Source organism: Streptococcus infantis, from assembly GCF_047463615.1.
Taxonomy (GTDB): domain Bacteria; phylum Bacillota; class Bacilli; order Lactobacillales; family Streptococcaceae; genus Streptococcus; species Streptococcus infantis_X.
This window is the reverse complement of sequence record NZ_JASHDO010000001.1, coordinates 284,525-303,349: the sequence shown is the minus strand read 5'-3', so window position 1 is coordinate 303,349 and position 18,825 is coordinate 284,525. Positions and strand designations below refer to the sequence as shown.

Here is an 18,825-nt window from a genome sequence, read left to right as displayed (position 1 = left end):
ATTTTTAATTGAATAATGTCCTTTTCTTTGTTAAAAAGCTGAAATTAGCTGTCTAAAAAAATGAATCAAGGAGTTCTAAAACGATTAAAAGTCAAATGTTAAAAATAACCAGTGAGAACTGATAATGAAATTTAGTTCTCACTTTTTTCATGAAAATGTAGAAAAAATATTGACATTTTAAATTTTTAGGAGTAAAATGTTTACTAGTTAATTAAATGGTTAAATACTAGTTAAGGAGTTGTTATGAAAAAAAGAACTATCCTATGGGTCATGCTTGCCTTCTTTGCTCTCGTTTTAGGAGCTTGTGAACAAAAGACCAGTCAAGACAAGAGTGATGAAACTAAGGGGATGAAAATTGTGACCAGTTTTTATCCTGTCTATGCTATGGTCAAAGAAATTTCAGGTGATCTAAATGATGTGCGGATGATTCAGTCTAGTTCTGGTATCCATTCCTTTGAACCTTCTGCAAATGATATTGCAGCCATCTATGATGCCGATGTTTTTGTCTATCATTCTCATACACTAGAGTCATGGGCGGGAAGTTTAGATCCAAGCCTGCAAAAATCCAAGGTAAAGGTGTTGGAAGCATCTGAAGGTATGACCTTGGAGCGCGTGCCTGGATTAGAAGATATGCAGGCAGGAGATGGGATTGATGAGAAGACCTTGTACGATCCTCACACATGGTTAGATCCTGAAAAGGTTGCAGAAGAAGCACAGATAATTGCTGATAAGTTATCCGAACTGGACAGTGCCAACAAGGATACCTATCAGAAAAATGCACAGAACCTTAGTGACAAGGCTCATGACTTAACTAAGAAATACCAACCCATCTTTGAAAAAGCAAATCAAAAGACTTTTGTGACCCAACACACAGCCTTTTCATATTTGGCAAAACGATTTGGACTCAATCAGCTTGGGATTGCAGGAATATCGCCTGATCAAGAACCAAGCCCAAGACAATTGACTGAAATCCAGGAATTTGTAAAGACTTATAAGGTCAAAACCATCTTTACAGAGAGTAACGCTTCATCAAAGGTAGCTGATACACTTGTCAAATCAACAGGTGTGAGTCTGAAAACTCTCAATCCTTTAGAGGCAGACCCACAAAATGACAAGTCCTATTTAGAAAACCTAGAAGAAAATATGGCTATCTTAGCTGAAGAATTGAAATGAGGAGATTATGAAGATTAATAAAAAATATCTAGCAGGATCTGTAGTGGTCCTTGCATTGAGTGTGTGTGTCTATGCTTTGAATCAACATCAAGCACCTGAGAAAAAAGATGACAACCGTGTATCCTACGTTGATGGTAAAGAGTCTGAAGCTAAAAAGAATGAAACTCTAACACCAGACCAAGTTAGCAAGAAGGAAGGCATAGAAGCTGAACAGATTGTTACCAAAATCACTGATCAAGGTTATGTGACTTCACACGGCGACCATTTCCATTACTATAATGGTAAGGTGCCTTATGATGCTATCTTTAGTGAAGAACTGGTCATGAAAGATCCAAACTATCAGCTGAAGGATGAAGATATTGTCAATGAGATTAAAGGTGGCTATATCATCAAAGTTGATGGCAAATACTATGTCTATCTAAAAGATGCTAGCCATGCAGATAATGTTCGTACCAAAGACCAAATTGAGCGTCAGAAACGGGAAGGCACATCAGATAGAGGAAATGAAACTAAGGAAGTCCTCGCTGCCAGAGCACAAGGCCGATATACAACAGATGATGGTTATGTCTTTAATGCTGCAGATATCATTGAAGATACAGGTGATGCCTATATCGTTCCTCACGGTGGACATTATCACTACGTTCCAAAGAGTGCACTTTCCTCAAGCGAGTTGGCTGCTGCACAAGCCTATCTGGCTGGCAGGAGAAGTCAACCGAGTGTGACGGACTATAAACCGAATCCAAGTGTTAAACCAAGTCCTCAAGCAGATAACTCAGCTACAAACAAACCAGTAGCTCAAGCGGACGACCTTCAAAGTCTTCTTGCTCAGTTATATGCTTTACCAGTTAGTCAACGCTATCGAGAATCTGATGGTTTGGTATTTGACCCAGCTAAAATTACCAGTCGTACACCATCAGGGGTGGCCATTCCACACGGTAATCACTACCATTTCATTCCCTATAGTAGTATGTCTGCTTTGGAACAAAAGATTGCTCGTTTGATGCCACTTTCAGGTCTTGTAACACCATCAAATCCTGTAGAAACTCCAAGTAAACCTAGTGAAGATCATGAGCACAACCATGACCATGAAGATGGAGAGAATCATGATCATGACCACCATGGACACGACCAAGAAGAGCCGGGTCATCATGGTCAGGAAGGCGAAGGACAAGGCCATGACCATGACCACAATCATGACAATCCCCACGATCACGGATTCGATACTAATCGTGTTATAAGTGAAGATGAGCAAGGTTTTATCGTTTCTCATGGGGACCACAATCATTATTTTTACAAGAAAGATTTGACGGCTCAACAGATTAAAGAAGCTCAGGAACACTTGAAAGGTAAAACCGAAGTTAAACCTAATCCATCGGATGAGCACCATGATGAAGACGGGCATGATCACCACCGTGGTGAAGACCACGATCACGGATTCGATGCTGACCGAGTGATAAGTGAAGATGAGGAAGGTTTTGTCGTTTCTCATGGAGATCACAATCACTATTTCTTTAAAAAGGATTTATCAACAGAGCAGATTAAGGCTGCTCAGGAGCACTTGAAGGAACATCATCAGGTAGAACCTGTTAAACCACTTGCAAAAGATGTAGAAGCTTTCTCTCGAGATGCCAGCGATGAAGAAAAGATAGCTTATATCTCTAAAACCTATGGTGTTCCGCTTGAAGCGATCCGAATTTCAAATGGATTCTTTGTATTTGGAAATCCAGACCAGGCTTATGACCCAACTCACATTCACCCTTATGCAGTTCGAAAGGAACACGTTCGTATTCCTCTCCAAACAGGTGATGCAGAGCTTGATTTCCTAAACGAACTCTATACAACTGCTTTACGTGATGGCGTTTCTCCTTATAGTTTGCAGGTTGAAAATGGTAGCTTCGTCATTCCTCACGGTGACCATAACCACTACATCAAAGTACAAACTAAAGGCTATGAAGTTGCTTTGAAACATAAGATTCCTGCCTTGCAATCTAACTACCAACCAGGAGCCTTTGATGAAGCTACTGTTCAAAATAAGGTTGATCAACTTCTAGCAGAAAGTCGTGAAGTCTATAAAGATAAACCAAGTCTGCAAAGACAAATTGAGCTTGCCTTGGGACAATTCTCTGAAAATATGAAGAAGCTCTCAACCAACTCAACAGCTGGTTATCTGGCTGCTTTAGATCTCTTTGACAAGCAGTATATTCACGTTGACTCTAGTGTAAAACCAACAGAAATCAGTCCTTTAGATAAGAAATATCAAGCTTTAGTAGATAAGATTAATACCTTAGATACGGATACTTATGGGCTTCCGAAGAAGGATCTCTTGGCTCAACTCCAAGAAAATAAATTGGCTCAAGATGAGGCTGGTTTAGATGCAGTTGAAGCTAAACTACAAGCTCTGCAAGATTTTAATGATCGTACGGGTGTTACGACAGTCGAATACATCAAGTATTTCTATCAAAATCTTTCTGATGGACGCTTAAATGACAATCTCCGTAATAAAGTTGCCAACTTAACTTGGACTCTTTACCAGTCACAATCCTTCCTTAAGGCGACTGACTTAAATCAACTTTTCCCTGAAATCTATCAAACAAAACTAGAAGTTGAAGAAGCACTGAAAAATGAGCCAGTTGCAAGTAAGACTTCTGAAACAATCTTAGATAGAGAAAAAGTTGATGGTCATAGTGCTAAAACTGCAGTTTATGAGTTCTTGAAAGGTTTGTTTGATGATATTCAACCTGAGGAACAAAGTAACCATGTCTTAAAAGGTCAGGTGGCAGGACTTTTAACAAAAGCTGTAGAATTGGTAAGCCAAGTGAAAGAAGAAGGTGTTAAAGCTTCACTTGTTGACGAAGTTAAAAATCTGAAAGCTGCTCTAGATAAAGATGAAGCAGACCTTGATGAATTAAACACGCAAGTCCAAGATCTTCTGAAACGCATTTCACAGACTATTCAGAATGAACGTGAGAATGTCAACCAAGACCCAGAGGTCATGGCTCTTTATCAACAGCTTTATAACGGTATTATTGCCCTCCATAGCTATTTGGAGATGAATCATGGTTCAGATGCTGACTTTGAAAAAGTAGATGCTCTGTTTGATAAACTAGCAGCAGCTAGCAAAGACAAGCAAGCTCTTCTATCAGTTGCTCAAGAAATCTTAGTATTGAATCAAGAAATTAGAACAAAAGCTGCCCTAGCTGAAACAAACAAAGAATCAGCAAGTGATAAACAAGATGATTCAAGCTCAAAACCTATAGCGGCAACTCCTGAATCAACAGAAAAAGTAGCAGAATAAGCAAAGAGGCTGGGACAAAAGTCCTAGCCTCTCAATTGTCTTTGGATTGTCGAGCAAGACGCAGTGGTTGAGTGGGCTCTACTACGCTGATTTCATCAGCTTATACAGCCCTACTCAACTGTGCGGAGGTGGGACGACGAAATCGAATTCTAACGAATTACCGATTTCTGTCCCACTCTCTTTTTAGTCTTTATAAGCTACAATTCCAATAATAGTGTCAACTGCACGTTCCATAGTTTGAAGGCTAACGTATTCAAAACGTCCGTGCATATTCTCGCCACCAGCGAAGATATTTGGCGTTGGAATTCCCATAAAGGAAATTTTAGAACCGTCTGTTCCTCCACGGATAGGTTCGATAATTGGTGTGATACCAAGGTCTTCCATAACTGCTTTGGCAATGGTTACTGGTGTCATATCCTTTTCAATGACTTCTTTCATGTTGTAATACTGGTCTGTCAAAGTTAAAGTAACACGATCACTACCAAGTTCTTGGTTCATCTTATCAGCGATAGCTTGCATAGCAGCTTTACGCGCTTCAAAGGTTTCTTTTTCGAAGTCACGAATGATGTAGCTAGCACGCGCTTCCTCAACACTACCTGTTACATCCATGAGATGGTAGAATCCTTGGTAACCCTCAGTCAATTCTGGGCGGTCACCAGCTGGGAGTTGATTGTGGAAGTCGATGGCTAACTGGAGAGCGTTAAGCATTTGATCCTTAGCTGTTCCTGGGTGAACATTACGACCTTGGAAGTGAAGTTCGGCACCTGCCGCGGAGAAGGTTTCGTATTGAAGTTCACCAAGAGGTCCACCGTCAACTGTATAAGCAAAGTCGACATCGAAATCTTCTGCATCAAATTTATTGGCACCAACACCGATTTCTTCATCTGGTCCGAAGCCAACACGGATTTCACAGTGTTTAATCTCAGGATGAGCAGTCAAGTATTCGATAGCTGTCATGATTTCAGCGATACCAGATTTGTCATCAGCACCTAGAAGGGTAGTCCCATCTGTAGTAATTAAAGTTTGTCCATGATAATTGTTTAAGCTCTTGAAATCCGCTGGATCTAGTTTGAAACCAGAGTTCCCAAGCTCGATAACGCCGCCATCATAATTTTCAATAATTTGCGGGTTAACGCCTTCAGCATTAAAATCTGCTGTATCCATGTGGGAGATAAAGCCAATCTTACGAGTCAAACTAGGATCGTTAGCTGGAAGAGTACCGATAGCAAAACCGTTTGGTAGATAGTAGACATTTTGCAAACCAACACGTTTCATCTCAGGGATGAGGACATTGGTTGCGAAGTCTACTTGACTTTGGGTACTTGGTGTAGTGGTTGAATGTTCGTCAGAACGTGTATTGACTTTGACATAAGTCAAAAAACGCTCCAACAATGTTGGATATTTCATCGTAACTCCTTTTTTCCTTCTTTTAAAACCATTGTATCATAGAAAGAAGAGAAAAACAAAAATCAGAAGGAAGATAAAATCCTTATGTTAGCGTTTACTTATGGCTACTTTAGTGATACAATAAAAAAGATAAAAATATCACAAGGATGGAAATATGAAAAAAGCGATTTTAATGATGACATTTGGTTCACCAGAAGAGATTACCTTTGAAGGAGTAGCCGACTTTTTTACCAACATTCGTCGTGGAGTTCGACCTCAAGATCACGAGATTCAAACACTCTATGATAATTATGTTCGAATTGGAGGAACTCCACTTCAAAAAATTACCCGTGAAGAAGTTGCTTTGGTAGAAGCTAGGTTAGGAAATGAATATAGTGTGTATTTTGCCAATAAATTTTCAACCCCTTTTATTCCAGATGTGATTCGGCAAATGGAAGCAGATGGAATTGAAAAGTGTATTTGCTTGATTTTGGAGCCACACTATTCTTTTTACTCTGTCATGGGGTACGAAAAGTTTCTGGAAAGCAAACAAATTCAGTTTTTAGTTATTAAGGACTGGTATCAAGAAGAAGCACTATTAAACTATTGGACAGCTGAAATTGCTAAGATTTTAAAAGAAAAGGTGAAACAGGATAGCTTTAAACTCATCTTTTCTGCCCACAGTGTACCCATTTTTGCCTTGGATTTTGGTGATCCCTATATCGACCAGATTTTCGAAAATAGCAAGTTAATTGCTGAGAAATTAGGCTTGAAACCAGAGCAATATACCAACACTTGGCAGAGTGAAAGTGATATTGGTATTCCTTGGATTAAGCCAGATGTTCTGGAATATCTTAGAGAACAGGAAGAACATCCAGAGCATTATATTTTTGTGCCTATTAGTTTTATCAGTGAGCACATTGAAGTCTTGTTTGACAACGATGTGGAATGTCATGACTTGTGTCAGGAATTGGAGGTGAACTACCATCGTCCACCAATGCCAAATACAGATTCTCGTTTTATTGATGCCTTGGTCAATATTATCCGAGCTAATGAACATAAAGAATTTAGAGAATTCCTCCCAGAAGAAGAAACCTTTGATGAATTAGTCCCTTCGGATGAAACTAAGAATATTTTAGATGAATCTCAAGATTTACAAATGCCAGAATTTGTTAAAAAATTAATTGAGAAAAAAGGTCGTGAAAATGTCAAGATGCCTTATTTAATCAAAAAAATGCTTGAAAAAGCTGGCAAATTACCTAAAGACTAAGTGAAAATAGAAAAGAACTGGTAATACTCTTCGAAAATCAAATTCAAACTGCGTCAACGTTGCCTTGCCGTACTCAAGTACAGCCTGCGGCTAGTTTCCTAGTTTGCTCTTTGATTTTCATTGAGTATAAGGTTTGTTTCAGATTTCTGCTAAGGCAGGATATAGCTTAGAAAGTGTAAGAAAAAGAGGCTGGGACAAAAGTCCTAGCCTTTAAATTGTTTTTGGATTGTCGAGCGAGACGCAGTGGTTGAGTGGGCTCTACTACGCTGATTTCATCAGCTTTTACAGCCCTACTCAACTGTGCGGAGGTGGGACGACGAAATCGAATTCTAACGAATTACCGATTTCTGTCCCACTCTCTTTTTAGGTGACTAGCATACTTCTGAACTAGTTTTTATGTTATTTACCCAAACAAAACTGGCTGAACAACTGGGTGATGAGCTCATCTGGCGCAGCATCACCAGTGATTTCTCCGAGGATTTCCCAAGTACGGGTCAAATCAACTTGAAGTAAGTCAACTGGCATCTCCAGCTCAAGACCTTCGTTAACAGCTTGTAGGCTTTCAACTGCCTTCTCAATTAAGGAAATGTGGCGAGCATTGGACAAGTAAGTTGCATCTTGTTCGACCAAGCCAGCATTTTCAAAGAAGAGGTTGTTAATCCGTTCTTCAATCTTATCAATGTTTTGATTTTTAAGGACTGAGATGCGGATCACATCATCTGGAAGCTCTGCAGTTTCAATCGCTTCTGGTAAATCAGTCTTGTTGAGAAGAATAATACGGTTGGTATCTTGACTAATTTCGAGAAGTTGTCGGTCTTGGGCAGTTAGAGGTTCGCTGGCGTTTAAGACAAGTAAAACCAAATCAGCTTCCTTGAGAGCTTTTTTGGAGCGCTCAACCCCTATCTGTTCGACGATATCATCTGTTTCACGAATACCGGCTGTATCAATCAATTTGAGAGGAACACCATTGATGTTGACGTATTCTTCGATGACATCTCGTGTCGTACCAGCAATATCTGTAACGATAGCCTTTTCTTCACGAAGGAGATTGTTGAGAAGACTGGATTTCCCAACATTGGGACGACCAATGATAGCTGTTGAAATTCCCTCACGAAGGATTTTACCACGACGTGCCGTTTTTAAGAGATTGGTTAAGAGTTGTTCAAACTCCATAGTTTTTTCGCGGACAACAGCAGTAGTGGCTTCTTCAACATCGTCGTATTCAGGATAGTCGATATTAACCTCTACTTGTGCCAGTGTATTAAGAATTTCCTGACGAGTATTGTTAATGAGGTCAGATAAAGAACCGTCTAGTTGTTTGACTGCAATATTCATGGCCTTGTCTGTCTTGGCACGGATGATATCCATAACAGCCTCGGCCTGAGTCAAGTCTACACGACCGTTAAGGAAGGCACGCTTAGTAAACTCACCAGGCTCTGCCATACGAGCCCCTTCGCGGATAGCCAGTTGGAGGATTTCATTGGTTACGGCGATTCCACCGTGAGTATTAATCTCGATAATATCCTCACGAGTAAAGGTCTTCGGAGACTTCATAGCCCCTACCATAACCTCGTCCATGACCTTACCAGTTTGAGGATCAACAATATGACCGTAGTTAAGAGTGTGGCTAGCAACCTTGCTCAAGTCCTTGCCTTTAAAGATTTTCTGCGCAATGGCAAAACTATCTGTTCCGCTTAAACGAACAATCCCAATAGCCCCTTCACCTAGTGGGGTGGAGATTGCTGCAATGGTATCAAATTCCCGTGTAATCATTTCAATTCCTTTATAGTTTATTTGTTTGTATTGACTAATATCTCTTAAAATTGTAACAAAATATAGTGTTTTATTCAACGAATGGCACTTATAAAGAAAAGCCTAAGCATATTGCTTAAGCTTTACTTAGTGCGCATTTCGCCTTGTGGGAAATAGGTTCCTTCAGGCATATCGTTGATAATGACATGAACAGCAGATTGAGGTGCACCAGTGTTGCGAACCACAGCTTCCGTTACTTCCTTGGCTAGGGCTTTCTTTTGCTCTAACGTGCGTCCTTCAAATAAATCGATGCGTACAAATGGCATAATTGCGTCCTCCACTAGTTATTTGATTTCTTCTATTTTACCACAATTTGTCGTTTAAAGCTTTGAGAAAATATGGTATACTAGAATGTAGCAAATATTTAGAAATGGACGTGAAATAGAAGCATGGCACAGTTGTATTATCGTTATGGGACCATGAACTCAGGCAAGACGATTGAGATTCTTAAGGTAGCCTATAACTATGAGGAGCAAGGAAAGGGAGTTGTGATTATGACTTCGGCTCTGGATACGCGTGACGGTGTTGGCTATGTTTCAAGTCGAATTGGGATGAAAAGACCAGCAGTTGCTATTGAGGAAACGACGGATATCTTTGGGTTCATCCGAGATTTACCTGAAAAGCCTTACTGTGTACTTGTCGATGAAGCCCAGTTTTTAAAGCGTCACCATGTTTACGACCTAGCTCGTGTTGTGGACGAGTTAGATATACCTGTCATGGCATTTGGTTTAAAAAATGACTTTCGTAATGAACTATTCGAAGGTTCAAAATATCTTTTGCTCTTAGCAGATAAGATTGACGAAATCAAGACCATTTGCCAGTATTGCAAGAAAAAAGCGACCATGGTGTTGCGTACGCAGGACGGATTGCCAGTCTATGATGGTGAGCAGATCCAGATAGGTGGCAATGAAACCTATATCTCGGTTTGCCGTAAACATTATTTTGCCCCACTGATAACATCTAAAAAGGAACAAGACTATGACAATTGAACTAAGAGATGTTACAATGGAAAATTATTTTGATGTTCTGAATTTGGATGTTAAGGAATATCAAAAACAATTTATTGCTACTAACGCAATTAGTTTAGCTGAAGCATATGTCTTCACAAAAAATGGAGATTTTGTAGCTCCATTGGTAGTTTACGATAATAATGCAATCATAGGTTTTGTGATGTTAGCATATGATAAAAAAATCGGAATTAGTAATGGAAATTATTTACTTTTTCGTTTCATGATTGATAAGCATTTTCAAGATCAAGGATATTTTAAACCAATTATGGATAAGGTGCTAGACTATGTTCGGACCGCGCCAGCAGGTTTATCCAATAAACTTTGGTTGTCTTATGAACCAGAAAATGAACATGCAAGATCTTGTTACCTCAGTTATGGATTTAAAGAAACTGGGGAAATATTTGAGAACGAAGTAGTAGCAATCTATGATTTAACAATTGAGAAATAAGGAGAAAAAATGAACATCTATGATCAACTACAAGCTGTAGAAGACCGTTATGAAGAGTTGGGAGAATTGCTCAGTGACCCAGATGTGGTCTCTGATACCAAGCGTTTCATGGAGCTTTCAAAAGAGGAAGCTTCTACTCGTGATACGGTAACAGCCTACCGCGAATACAAACAAGTTCTTCAAAACATTATCGATGCCGAAGAGATGATTAAAGAATCAGGTGGAGATGCGGACTTGGAAGAAATGGCCAAGCAAGAGCTCAAAGATGCCAAGGCTGAAAAAGAAGAATACGAAGAAAAACTGAAAATCTTGCTTCTTCCTAAAGATCCAAACGATGACAAAAATATCATCCTTGAAATCCGTGGAGCTGCAGGTGGTGACGAAGCAGCACTTTTTGCTGGTGATTTGCTAACCATGTACCAAAAGTATGCTGAAGCCCAAGGCTGGCGCTTTGAAGTTATGGAAGCTTCAATGAACGGTGTTGGTGGTTTTAAAGAAGTGGTTGCTATGGTATCAGGTCAGTCAGTTTACTCTAAACTCAAGTATGAGTCTGGTGCTCACCGTGTACAACGTGTCCCTGTGACAGAAAGTCAAGGTCGTGTACATACTTCGACAGCGACAGTACTTGTCATGCCTGAAGTAGAAGAAGTTGAATATGATATTGATCCAAAAGACCTTCGTGTCGACATCTATCACGCCTCTGGTGCTGGTGGACAGAACGTCAATAAGGTTGCGACTGCCGTTCGTATCGTTCACTTGCCAACCAATATCAAGGTTGAGATGCAGGAAGAACGTACCCAGCAGAAAAACCGTGAGAAGGCTATGAAGATTATCCGTGCGCGTGTTGCTGACCACTTTGCACAGATTGCCCAAGACGAACAAGACGCTGAGCGTAAGTCGACAATTGGTACAGGTGACCGTTCAGAACGTATCCGTACTTATAACTTCCCACAAAACCGTGTCACAGACCACCGTATTGGCTTGACTCTACAAAAGCTTGATACAATTCTAGCTGGTAAATTGGATGAAGTTGTAGATGCCTTGGTGCTCTATGACCAAACACAAAAATTGGAAGAATTAAACAAATAATGAAACTAGCTCAAATTTTTAAAGATTTTGAGGAAAAGTTGATAGCTAAAGGAGAGGAAGCAGAAAGCCTCTCCTTTGTCTATCGTAGCCTAAAAAATCTATCTTTTACAGACTTCGTCTTTGCCCTTCAGCAAGAAGTTACAGAGGAAGAAAAAGAGTTTGTCGAGGAAATTTACAAGAAATTAGCAGCACATATACCTGCCCAGTACATAATTGGTCACGCTGAATTCTTTGGGATGCAGTTAAAGGTTGATGAGAGGGTCTTGATTCCCCGTCCAGAGACTGAAGAGTTGGTGGAGCTCATCCTAGATGAGAATCCGAAGGATAATCTCAAAGTTCTGGATATCGGAACAGGAAGCGGAGCAATTGCCCTTGCTCTAGCTAAAAATAGGCCCACTTGGACTATCACGGCAGCTGATATTTCCCAAAATGCTCTCGAATTGGCTAGGAAAAACGCCGAAATTCAAAATCTTAATATATTTTTCAAAAAATCTAATTGTTTCTCTGAAATTTCTTCAAAATATGATATAATTGTTTCCAATCCACCCTATATCTCTCGATCTGATGAGTCGGAGGTTGGTTTGAATGTCCTACATTCAGAACCTCATCTGGCACTCTTTGCAGATGAGGATGGCCTAGCTATTTACCGCAGAATTGCGGAAGATTCCAAGGACTTTCTAAATGATGGTGGTAAGATTTACCTTGAAATTGGCTATAAACAAGGACAAAGTGTCCCAGAACTTTTTAGGAAACATCTTCCTGAAAAAAGAGTTCGAACACTCAAGGACCAGTTTGGCCAAGATAGGATGGTTGTTGTTGATGATGGAGAAAATTAAGCAAGAATTGGAAAAGGGTGGGGCTGTCGTTCTGCCTACAGAGACAGTTTACGGTCTTTTTGCCAAGGCTCTAGACGAAAAAGCAGTTGACCATGTTTACCAACTCAAACGTCGCCCAAGAGATAAGGCTCTCAATCTCAATATCGCTTCTATCGATGACATCTTGTATTTTTCTAAAAATCAACCAGCTTATCTAAAGAGTCTTGTTGATGCCTTTTTACCGGGGCCACTAACGATTATCCTAGAAGCTAATGACAGAGTTCCCTACTGGGTAAATTCAGACTTGACTACAGTTGGATTTCGGATGCCTAGTCATCCTGTTACCTTGGACTTGATCCGTGAGTTTGGTCCTTTAATCGGCCCATCTGCCAATATCTCAGGTCAGGCAAGTGGAGTGACCTTTAATCAAATTCTAGAGGATTTTGACAAAGAGGTCTTGGGATTTGAAGATGATTTTTTTTTAACAGGTCAGGATTCTACTATTTTAGACTTAACTGGTAAGAAGGTAAAAATTTTACGGCAAGGTTCCATCATGCAAGAAGACATTCTTGCCAAGCTACCTGAAATTGCTTTTGAGGAGGTATGATATGCTACGTGCTTTGAAAGAAACAGATGTTTCATCTATTTATGAGATTAACAAAGAAGCTTTAGGTTATGCTTTTAGTCCAGAGGAAACAGCTAGTCAACTAGCTAGATTATCCAAAGACTCACATCATTTTCTACTAGGTTATGAGGATGATGCTAGTCATGAACTCCTTGGCTACGTTCATGCAGAGGTTTATGAATCTCTCTATTCCAAGGCAGGATTTAATATCTTGGCCTTGGCAGTTTTACCTCAAAGACAAGGGAAGGGGATTGGTAAAGCTTTACTTGAAGGGTTGGAGCAAGAAACAAAAAAACGAGGCTATAACTTTATTCGCTTAAATTCTGCAGACCATCGTCTGGGTGCCCATGCATTTTACGAAAAAGTTGGTTATACTTGCGATAAAGTGCAGAAACGGTTTATTCGCATTTTTTAGTTTGGATTTTATATTCTTGTTGTAAAAACAAACTAAAAGACTTGTCACACTATAAAGGAGAAGACCTATGATTTTTGACAAAGATGATTTTAAAGCTTACGACGCAGATCTTTGGAATGCCATTGCCAAAGAAGAGGAACGCCAACAAAACAATATTGAGCTAATCGCCTCTGAAAATGTCGTTTCTAAAGCAGTTATGGCGGCTCAAGGGTCTATCTTGACCAATAAATACGCTGAAGGTTACCCAGGACGTCGTTATTACGGTGGTACTGATGTAGTAGATATCGTTGAAAGTCTAGCTATTGAACGTGCAAAAGAAATCTTCGGTGCCAAGTTTGCCAATGTCCAACCCCATTCAGGCAGCCAAGCCAACTGTGCGGCATACATGGCCTTGATTGAGTCAGGTGATACGGTCATGGGAATGGATTTGGCAGCAGGTGGTCACTTGACCCACGGAGCTCCTGTAAGCTTCTCTGGTCAAACCTACAACTTTGTTTCTTATAGTGTTAATCCTGAGACCGAACTTTTAGACTTTGATGCTATCTTGAAACAAGCTCAAGAAGTGAAACCCAAATTAATTGTTGCTGGTGCTTCAGCTTATTCTCAAATTATTGATTTTTCAAAATTCCGTGAAATTGCAGATGCTGTTGGTGCTAAACTTATGGTCGATATGGCGCACATTGCTGGTTTGGTTGCTGCAGGTCTTCATCCAAGTCCAGTCCCTTATGCACATATTACAACGACAACGACCCATAAAACCCTTCGTGGACCACGTGGTGGTTTGATTTTGACTAATGACGAAGACCTTGCCAAGAAGATTAATTCTGCTATTTTCCCTGGTATTCAAGGTGGACCATTAGAGCATGTTATTGCAGCTAAAGCTGTTGCCTTCAAAGAGGTATTGGACCCAGCCTTCAAGGAATATGCTGCTAATGTTATCAAGAACAGTAAAGCAATGGCGGAGGTCTTCTTGCAAGATCCTGATTTCCGTATTATCTCTGGTGGTACTGAAAATCACCTCTTCCTAGTGGATGTAACCAAGGTTGTAGAGAACGGAAAAGTTGCTCAAAACTTGCTAGATGAAGTCAATATTACCCTAAATAAAAACTCAATCCCTTACGAAACTTTGTCACCATTTAAGACAAGTGGTATTCGTATCGGAGCAGCAGCAACAACTGCACGTGGTTTTGGTGAAGAAGAAAGTCGTAAAGTAGCTGAGCTTATCATTAAAGCCCTTAAGAATGCAGAAAATGAAGCTGTTTTAGAAGAAGTGAGAAGTGCAGTTAAAGAATTGACAGATGCCTTCCCATTGTATGAGGACTAGTACTTTTATGGATATTTATATTAAGAAAGCCATTATCCATCAGTTCAGCCCAGATGACACGGACTTGGTTCTAGCGGATAAATTTCTCAATATCACTCCAAAAATCGAAGAATACCTGCGAAAGAAAATTGAACGTGTGTATTCAGATGAAGCCAAGACTGGGATTTTCGAAGAAGAAAATCCCTTCTTCAATCATATCACAGACGATTTGTTGGAGACATCGGTGACGCTGGCTAATCTCTGGAAAGAGGAATTCAGCATTTCCGAAAATCTCAAGACCAATGACTTGATTTTTGTGCAGTTTTCTAAAGAAGGAGTGGAACATTTTGCTTTCTTGCGAATTGCCCTGCGAGAAACCTTGACCCACCTCGGTGGAGAGGTTGATAATCCAATCAAGCTAACTCAAAACAATCTTCCAGGTTTTGGTACAGGGGCTGACGAAGCCTTGGTGGTCAATCTTCAGAGTCGCAAGTATCATCTGATTGAAAAACGAATCAAGTATAACGGGACTTTCTTGAACTATTTTTCTGAGAATCTGATCCAGGCTCAGCCAAAGATTTCACCTAAAAAGTCTATCAAGGAACTTGAAAAAACGGCTCAGAGAATTGCTGAAACATTTAATACAGATGATTTTCAATTTCAATCCAAGGTCAAGTCTGCTATTTTTAACAATCTTGAAGAAAGCAATGAATTGTCTCCTGAAAAATTGGCAAATGACCTTTTTGACAACAATCTCACTGCACGTCTTAGCTTTATTGATCAGGTAAAAGAAGCTGTACCGGAGCCAGTTCAGTTTGATGAAATCGATGCAAGTCGCCAATTAAAGAAATTTGAAAACCAAAAGCTTTCTCTGTCAAATGGGATTGAGTTAATTGTACCCAATAATATTTACCAAGATGCCGAGTCGGTCGAATTTATCCAAAATGACAATGGAACCTACTCTATCTTAATCAAAAACATCGAGGATATACAAAGCAAATAATGTTTAAATTTATAAGAAGGGTCTTGCTACTTGTTCTTGTATTATTTACTGGCTATAAATTTTTTCACATGTATCAGGATGTTAAGCAGGTCATGACTTATCAATCCTTGGTACGAGAAGTTTTAAGTGAGCAAGATACGCCAGCAAATGAAGAACTAGTCTTGGCCATGATTTATACCGAAACCAAAGGTAAAGAAAGTGACGTGATGCAGTCTAGTGAGTCTGCCAGCGGTACTACAAATACGATTTCTGACAATAGGAGTAGTATTCGTCAGGGAATTCAAACCTTGACTGAAAATCTTTATTTAGCGCAAGAAAAAGGAGTAGATGTTTGGACTGCTGTACAGGCTTATAACTTTGGTCCAGCTTATATCGATTTTATCGCCCAAAACGGGAAAGAAAATACCCTTGCACTAGCCAAGAAATACTCAAGAGATACCGTTGCTCCAACTTTAGGAAATACAACTGGAAAAACCTACCGCTACGTCAATCCAATTTCCATCTTTCAAGGTGGAGAACTTTATGTGGATGGTGGAAACTATTATTACTCTAGACAGGTTCAACTAAATCTCTACATTATTAAATTTTTTAATCTATTTTAAGCACTTAGAAAATTCTAGGTGCTTTTATAAGCTTTCTTTAAGGCTAATTTACTATCCTAGATAGGAAAAGGAGGAACGTCTCATGCGAAAGAAATTCTTTCTGACTAGTGCTGCAGTTCTTTTAGCAGTTGCAACTTTGCAAAGCGCTCAAGCAGCCACTGATGTTCAAAAAGTAATTGATGAAACTTATGTTCAACCTGAGTATGTCTTGGGTTCTTCACTCACTGAAGATCAAAAAAATCAAACATTAAAAAAACTCGGCTATAACGCCTCTACAGATACCAAAGAATTGAAGACCATGACGCCGGATGTCTATTCAAAGATTATGAACGTCGCCAATGACTCTAGTCTCCAGCTCTATTCGTCTGCAAAAATTCAAAAATTAGGTGAAAAATCTCCACTTGAAGTGAAGATTGAAACCCCTGAAAATATCACTAAAGTGACCCAAGACATGTACCGTAATGCGGCCGTTACCTTGGGTGTTGAGCACGCGCGCATCACCGTAGCTGCACCAATCCCTGTAACAGGTGAAAGTGCCCTAGCTGGTATCTACTATTCATTAGAAGCTAATGGTGTTCAACTTCCTCAAGAAAATAAAGACCTAGCTCAGGAAGAACTAAAAGCCTTGTCAGACATCAACGATGAAAACAAGGACAAATCAGGCTATGATGCCAATAAACTCAATGTAGCCCTTGCCGATATCAAATCTGCTATCGCTAAAGCTAAAGAGTCCAAGGGTGAGCTTACTGAAGATGATGTTCGTAAGATTGTTGAAGATACATTAAAAAATTATAAGCTAGATCAGGTTATAACAGGAAACCAGATCAATGTCATCATCAACTTTGCCTTTAATCTTTCTAAGAGCGATATTCTCAATAACGAAGATTTCACAAAGACTCTAAAAGATCTGAAACAAAGTATCGTTGCGCAAGCTGGTGACAGTTTCAGCAATATTGACCTTAACTTTGATGCTAATAAAGCTATTCAAGACGGTGGAAATATCCTCAGTGCTATTTGGCAAGCAATTGTAAACTTTTTCAAGAGTTTTGGTGCTTAGGTTAATTCATGGTATAATAGATGGTGACAGAACAGTTGCCGTCTTTTTTTGTCGGATCATAGAAAGTGAAAATTATGTTAAAGAAAAATGATATTGTAGAAGTTGAGATTGTCGATTTGACCCATGAAGGAGCAGGTGTTGCCAAGGTCGATGGCTTGGTCTTTTTTGTAGAGAATGCTCTTCCGACTGAAAGAATCCTTATGCGTGTCCTTAAAGTCAACAAGAAGATTGGCTTTGGTAAAGTCGAGGAATACCTTACACAGTCTGCACATCGTAACCAAGACTTAGATTTGGCTTACCTGCGTTCAGGCATTGCTGACTTGGGACATCTAGCTTATCCAGAGCAACTCAAGTTTAAAACCAAGCAAGTTAAAGACAGCCTATATAAGATTGCTGGAATCTTGGATATAGAGGTCGCAGATACTCTTGGTATGGAAAATCCTGTCAAGTATCGTAATAAGGCTCAGGTTCCTGTTCGTCGCGTTAATGGTGTTCTAGAGACTGGTTTCTTCCGTAAGAATTCTCATGATCTCATGCCTCTTGAAGATTTTTACATTCAGGCTCCAGTTATTGACCAAGTTATTGTAGCTTTACGAGATTTGCTTCGTCGCTATGACTTGAAGCCTTATGATGAGAAGGAACAGTCAGGATTGATTCGTAACCTTGTTGTTCGTCGAGGTCATCATTCAGGACAAATCATGGTTATATTAGTGACAACTCGTCCTAAAGTTTTCCGAGTTGAACAGTTGATTGAACAAGCCGTCAATCAATTTCCAGAAATTGTGTCTGTTATGCAGAATATCAATGACCAGAATACTAATGCAATTTTTGGGAAAGAATGGCATACACTTTATGGTCAAGACTACATTACCGACCAAATGTTGGGCAATGATTTCCAAATCTCTGGACCAGCCTTTTACCAGGTCAATACCGAAATGGCAGAGAAGCTATATCAGACAGCCATTGACTTTGCGGAGTTAAGTGAAGAGGATGTGGTGATCGATGCCTATTCAGGAATCGGAACTATTGGCTTATCCGTCGCTAAGTATGTCAAGGAAGTCCATGGTGTAGAAGTCATCCCAGAAGCCGTGGAGAATAGCCAGAAGAATGCTGTTTTAAACAATATCACCAATGCCCACTATGTCTGCGATACAGCTGAAAATGCCATGAAGAATTGGCTCAAGGAAGGCATCCAACCAACTGCTATCCTAGTCGACCCACCACGCAAGGGCTTGACCGAAAGCTTTATCAAAGCCAGCGCCCAAACAGGAGCTGATCGCATCGCTTATATCTCTTGTAATGTCGCGACCATGGCGCGAGATATCAAACTCTATCAAGAGTTGGGCTATGAATTGAAGAAAGTACAGCCGGTGGATTTGTTTCCACAAACACACCACGTCGAGTGTGTAAGCTTGTTAGTGAAACGCAGTTAATCCTCAAAAGGTTCACCCAAACCTTTTGAGTCCCGCAAACGCATCATGTTGAGGCAGTATCACTGCTTGTACGAGCTGAGGCATCAGCG

The 18,825-nt window shown here is 39.9% G+C and carries 17 protein-coding genes; 14 read left to right on the top strand and 3 right to left on the bottom strand.

Going from position 1 to position 18,825, the window contains the following annotated elements; all coding sequences use genetic code 11:
* Positions 1 to 243: 243 nt before the first annotated feature.
* Together QM874_RS01535 and QM874_RS01530 are read left to right on the top strand one after the other, a co-directional pair.
* Positions 244 to 1,173 carry a metal ABC transporter solute-binding protein, Zn/Mn family gene (locus tag QM874_RS01535; protein WP_414315948.1) on the top strand — a complete coding sequence of 310 codons (930 nt, stop codon included), beginning with the start codon at positions 244 to 246 and terminating at the stop codon, positions 1,171 to 1,173.
* Between the two features lie 7 nt (positions 1,174 to 1,180).
* Positions 1,181 to 4,468, top strand: a complete 3,288-nt coding sequence (locus QM874_RS01530) for a pneumococcal-type histidine triad protein (RefSeq protein ID WP_414315947.1) — start codon at positions 1,181 to 1,183, stop codon at positions 4,466 to 4,468.
* Positions 4,469 to 4,651: 183 nt separating this feature from the next.
* Here QM874_RS01530 and pepT read toward each other — a convergent pair whose 3' ends face one another.
* Entirely contained in the window at positions 4,652 to 5,875 is a 1,224-nt protein-coding gene (gene pepT / locus QM874_RS01525) for a peptidase T (protein WP_414315946.1), read from the bottom strand.
* Positions 5,876 to 6,029: 154 nt separating this feature from the next.
* On the opposite strand from pepT, the gene hemH reads away from it, so the two are divergent.
* The gene (gene hemH / locus QM874_RS01520) at positions 6,030 to 7,124 is read left to right on the top strand and encodes a ferrochelatase (RefSeq protein WP_414315945.1); all 1,095 of its coding nucleotides are present in this window, start codon (positions 6,030 to 6,032) and stop codon (positions 7,122 to 7,124) included.
* A gap of 399 nt (positions 7,125 to 7,523) precedes the next feature.
* Here hemH and mnmE read toward each other — a convergent pair whose 3' ends face one another.
* Together mnmE and QM874_RS01510 are read right to left on the bottom strand one after the other, a co-directional pair.
* Positions 7,524 to 8,897, bottom strand: coding sequence for a tRNA uridine-5-carboxymethylaminomethyl(34) synthesis GTPase MnmE (mnmE, locus tag QM874_RS01515; RefSeq protein WP_414315944.1), 1,374 nt, complete (start codon positions 8,895 to 8,897; stop codon positions 7,524 to 7,526).
* A 122-nt stretch (positions 8,898 to 9,019) separates the two neighbouring features.
* The gene (locus tag QM874_RS01510) at positions 9,020 to 9,202 is read right to left on the bottom strand and encodes a 4-oxalocrotonate tautomerase (RefSeq protein WP_001117401.1); all 183 of its coding nucleotides are present in this window, start codon (positions 9,200 to 9,202) and stop codon (positions 9,020 to 9,022) included.
* Positions 9,203 to 9,325: 123 nt separating this feature from the next.
* On the opposite strand from QM874_RS01510, the gene QM874_RS01505 reads away from it, so the two are divergent.
* The 11 genes from QM874_RS01505 to rlmD all read left to right on the top strand — a co-directional run bounded on the left by QM874_RS01505 (position 9,326) and on the right by rlmD (position 18,736).
* Positions 9,326 to 9,925, top strand: coding sequence for a thymidine kinase (locus tag QM874_RS01505; RefSeq protein WP_153225373.1), 600 nt, complete (start codon positions 9,326 to 9,328; stop codon positions 9,923 to 9,925).
* Positions 9,915 to 10,394, top strand: coding sequence for a GNAT family N-acetyltransferase (locus QM874_RS01500; RefSeq protein ID WP_414315943.1), 480 nt, complete (start codon positions 9,915 to 9,917; stop codon positions 10,392 to 10,394). Before QM874_RS01505 ends, QM874_RS01500 begins: the two co-directional genes overlap by 11 nt.
* 9 nt (positions 10,395 to 10,403) lie before the next feature.
* The gene (gene prfA, locus QM874_RS01495) at positions 10,404 to 11,483 is read left to right on the top strand and encodes a peptide chain release factor 1 (protein WP_006153692.1); all 1,080 of its coding nucleotides are present in this window, start codon (positions 10,404 to 10,406) and stop codon (positions 11,481 to 11,483) included.
* The gene (gene prmC, locus QM874_RS01490) at positions 11,483 to 12,319 is read left to right on the top strand and encodes a peptide chain release factor N(5)-glutamine methyltransferase (protein WP_414315942.1); all 837 of its coding nucleotides are present in this window, start codon (positions 11,483 to 11,485) and stop codon (positions 12,317 to 12,319) included. The genes prfA and prmC overlap by 1 nt, the downstream gene beginning before the upstream one ends.
* On the top strand, positions 12,303 to 12,905 hold the full coding sequence (locus QM874_RS01485; RefSeq protein WP_414315941.1) for an L-threonylcarbamoyladenylate synthase: 603 nt from the start codon (positions 12,303 to 12,305) through the stop codon (positions 12,903 to 12,905). Before prmC ends, QM874_RS01485 begins: the two co-directional genes overlap by 17 nt.
* Before the next feature lies 1 nt (position 12,906).
* A complete protein-coding gene (locus QM874_RS01480; RefSeq protein ID WP_414315940.1) occupies positions 12,907 to 13,338 on the top strand; it encodes a GNAT family N-acetyltransferase in 432 nt (143 codons plus the stop codon).
* 67 nt (positions 13,339 to 13,405) lie between these two features.
* Positions 13,406 to 14,662 carry a serine hydroxymethyltransferase gene (gene glyA / locus QM874_RS01475; RefSeq protein ID WP_414315939.1) on the top strand — a complete coding sequence of 419 codons (1,257 nt, stop codon included), beginning with the start codon at positions 13,406 to 13,408 and terminating at the stop codon, positions 14,660 to 14,662.
* A 7-nt stretch (positions 14,663 to 14,669) separates the two neighbouring features.
* Complete coding sequence (locus QM874_RS01470; RefSeq protein ID WP_414315938.1) at positions 14,670 to 15,644, top strand: nucleoid-associated protein; 975 nt, start codon at positions 14,670 to 14,672, stop codon at positions 15,642 to 15,644.
* Positions 15,644 to 16,246 carry a lysozyme family protein gene (locus tag QM874_RS01465; RefSeq protein ID WP_414315937.1) on the top strand — a complete coding sequence of 201 codons (603 nt, stop codon included), beginning with the start codon at positions 15,644 to 15,646 and terminating at the stop codon, positions 16,244 to 16,246. Before QM874_RS01470 ends, QM874_RS01465 begins: the two co-directional genes overlap by 1 nt.
* An 82-nt stretch (positions 16,247 to 16,328) precedes the next feature.
* A complete protein-coding gene (locus QM874_RS01460) occupies positions 16,329 to 17,303 on the top strand; it encodes a DUF1002 domain-containing protein (RefSeq protein WP_001227374.1) in 975 nt (324 codons plus the stop codon).
* A gap of 74 nt (positions 17,304 to 17,377) precedes the next feature.
* On the top strand, positions 17,378 to 18,736 hold the full coding sequence (gene rlmD, locus QM874_RS01455) for a 23S rRNA (uracil(1939)-C(5))-methyltransferase RlmD (protein WP_414315936.1): 1,359 nt from the start codon (positions 17,378 to 17,380) through the stop codon (positions 18,734 to 18,736).
* The last annotated feature ends 89 nt before the right edge of the window (positions 18,737 to 18,825 follow it).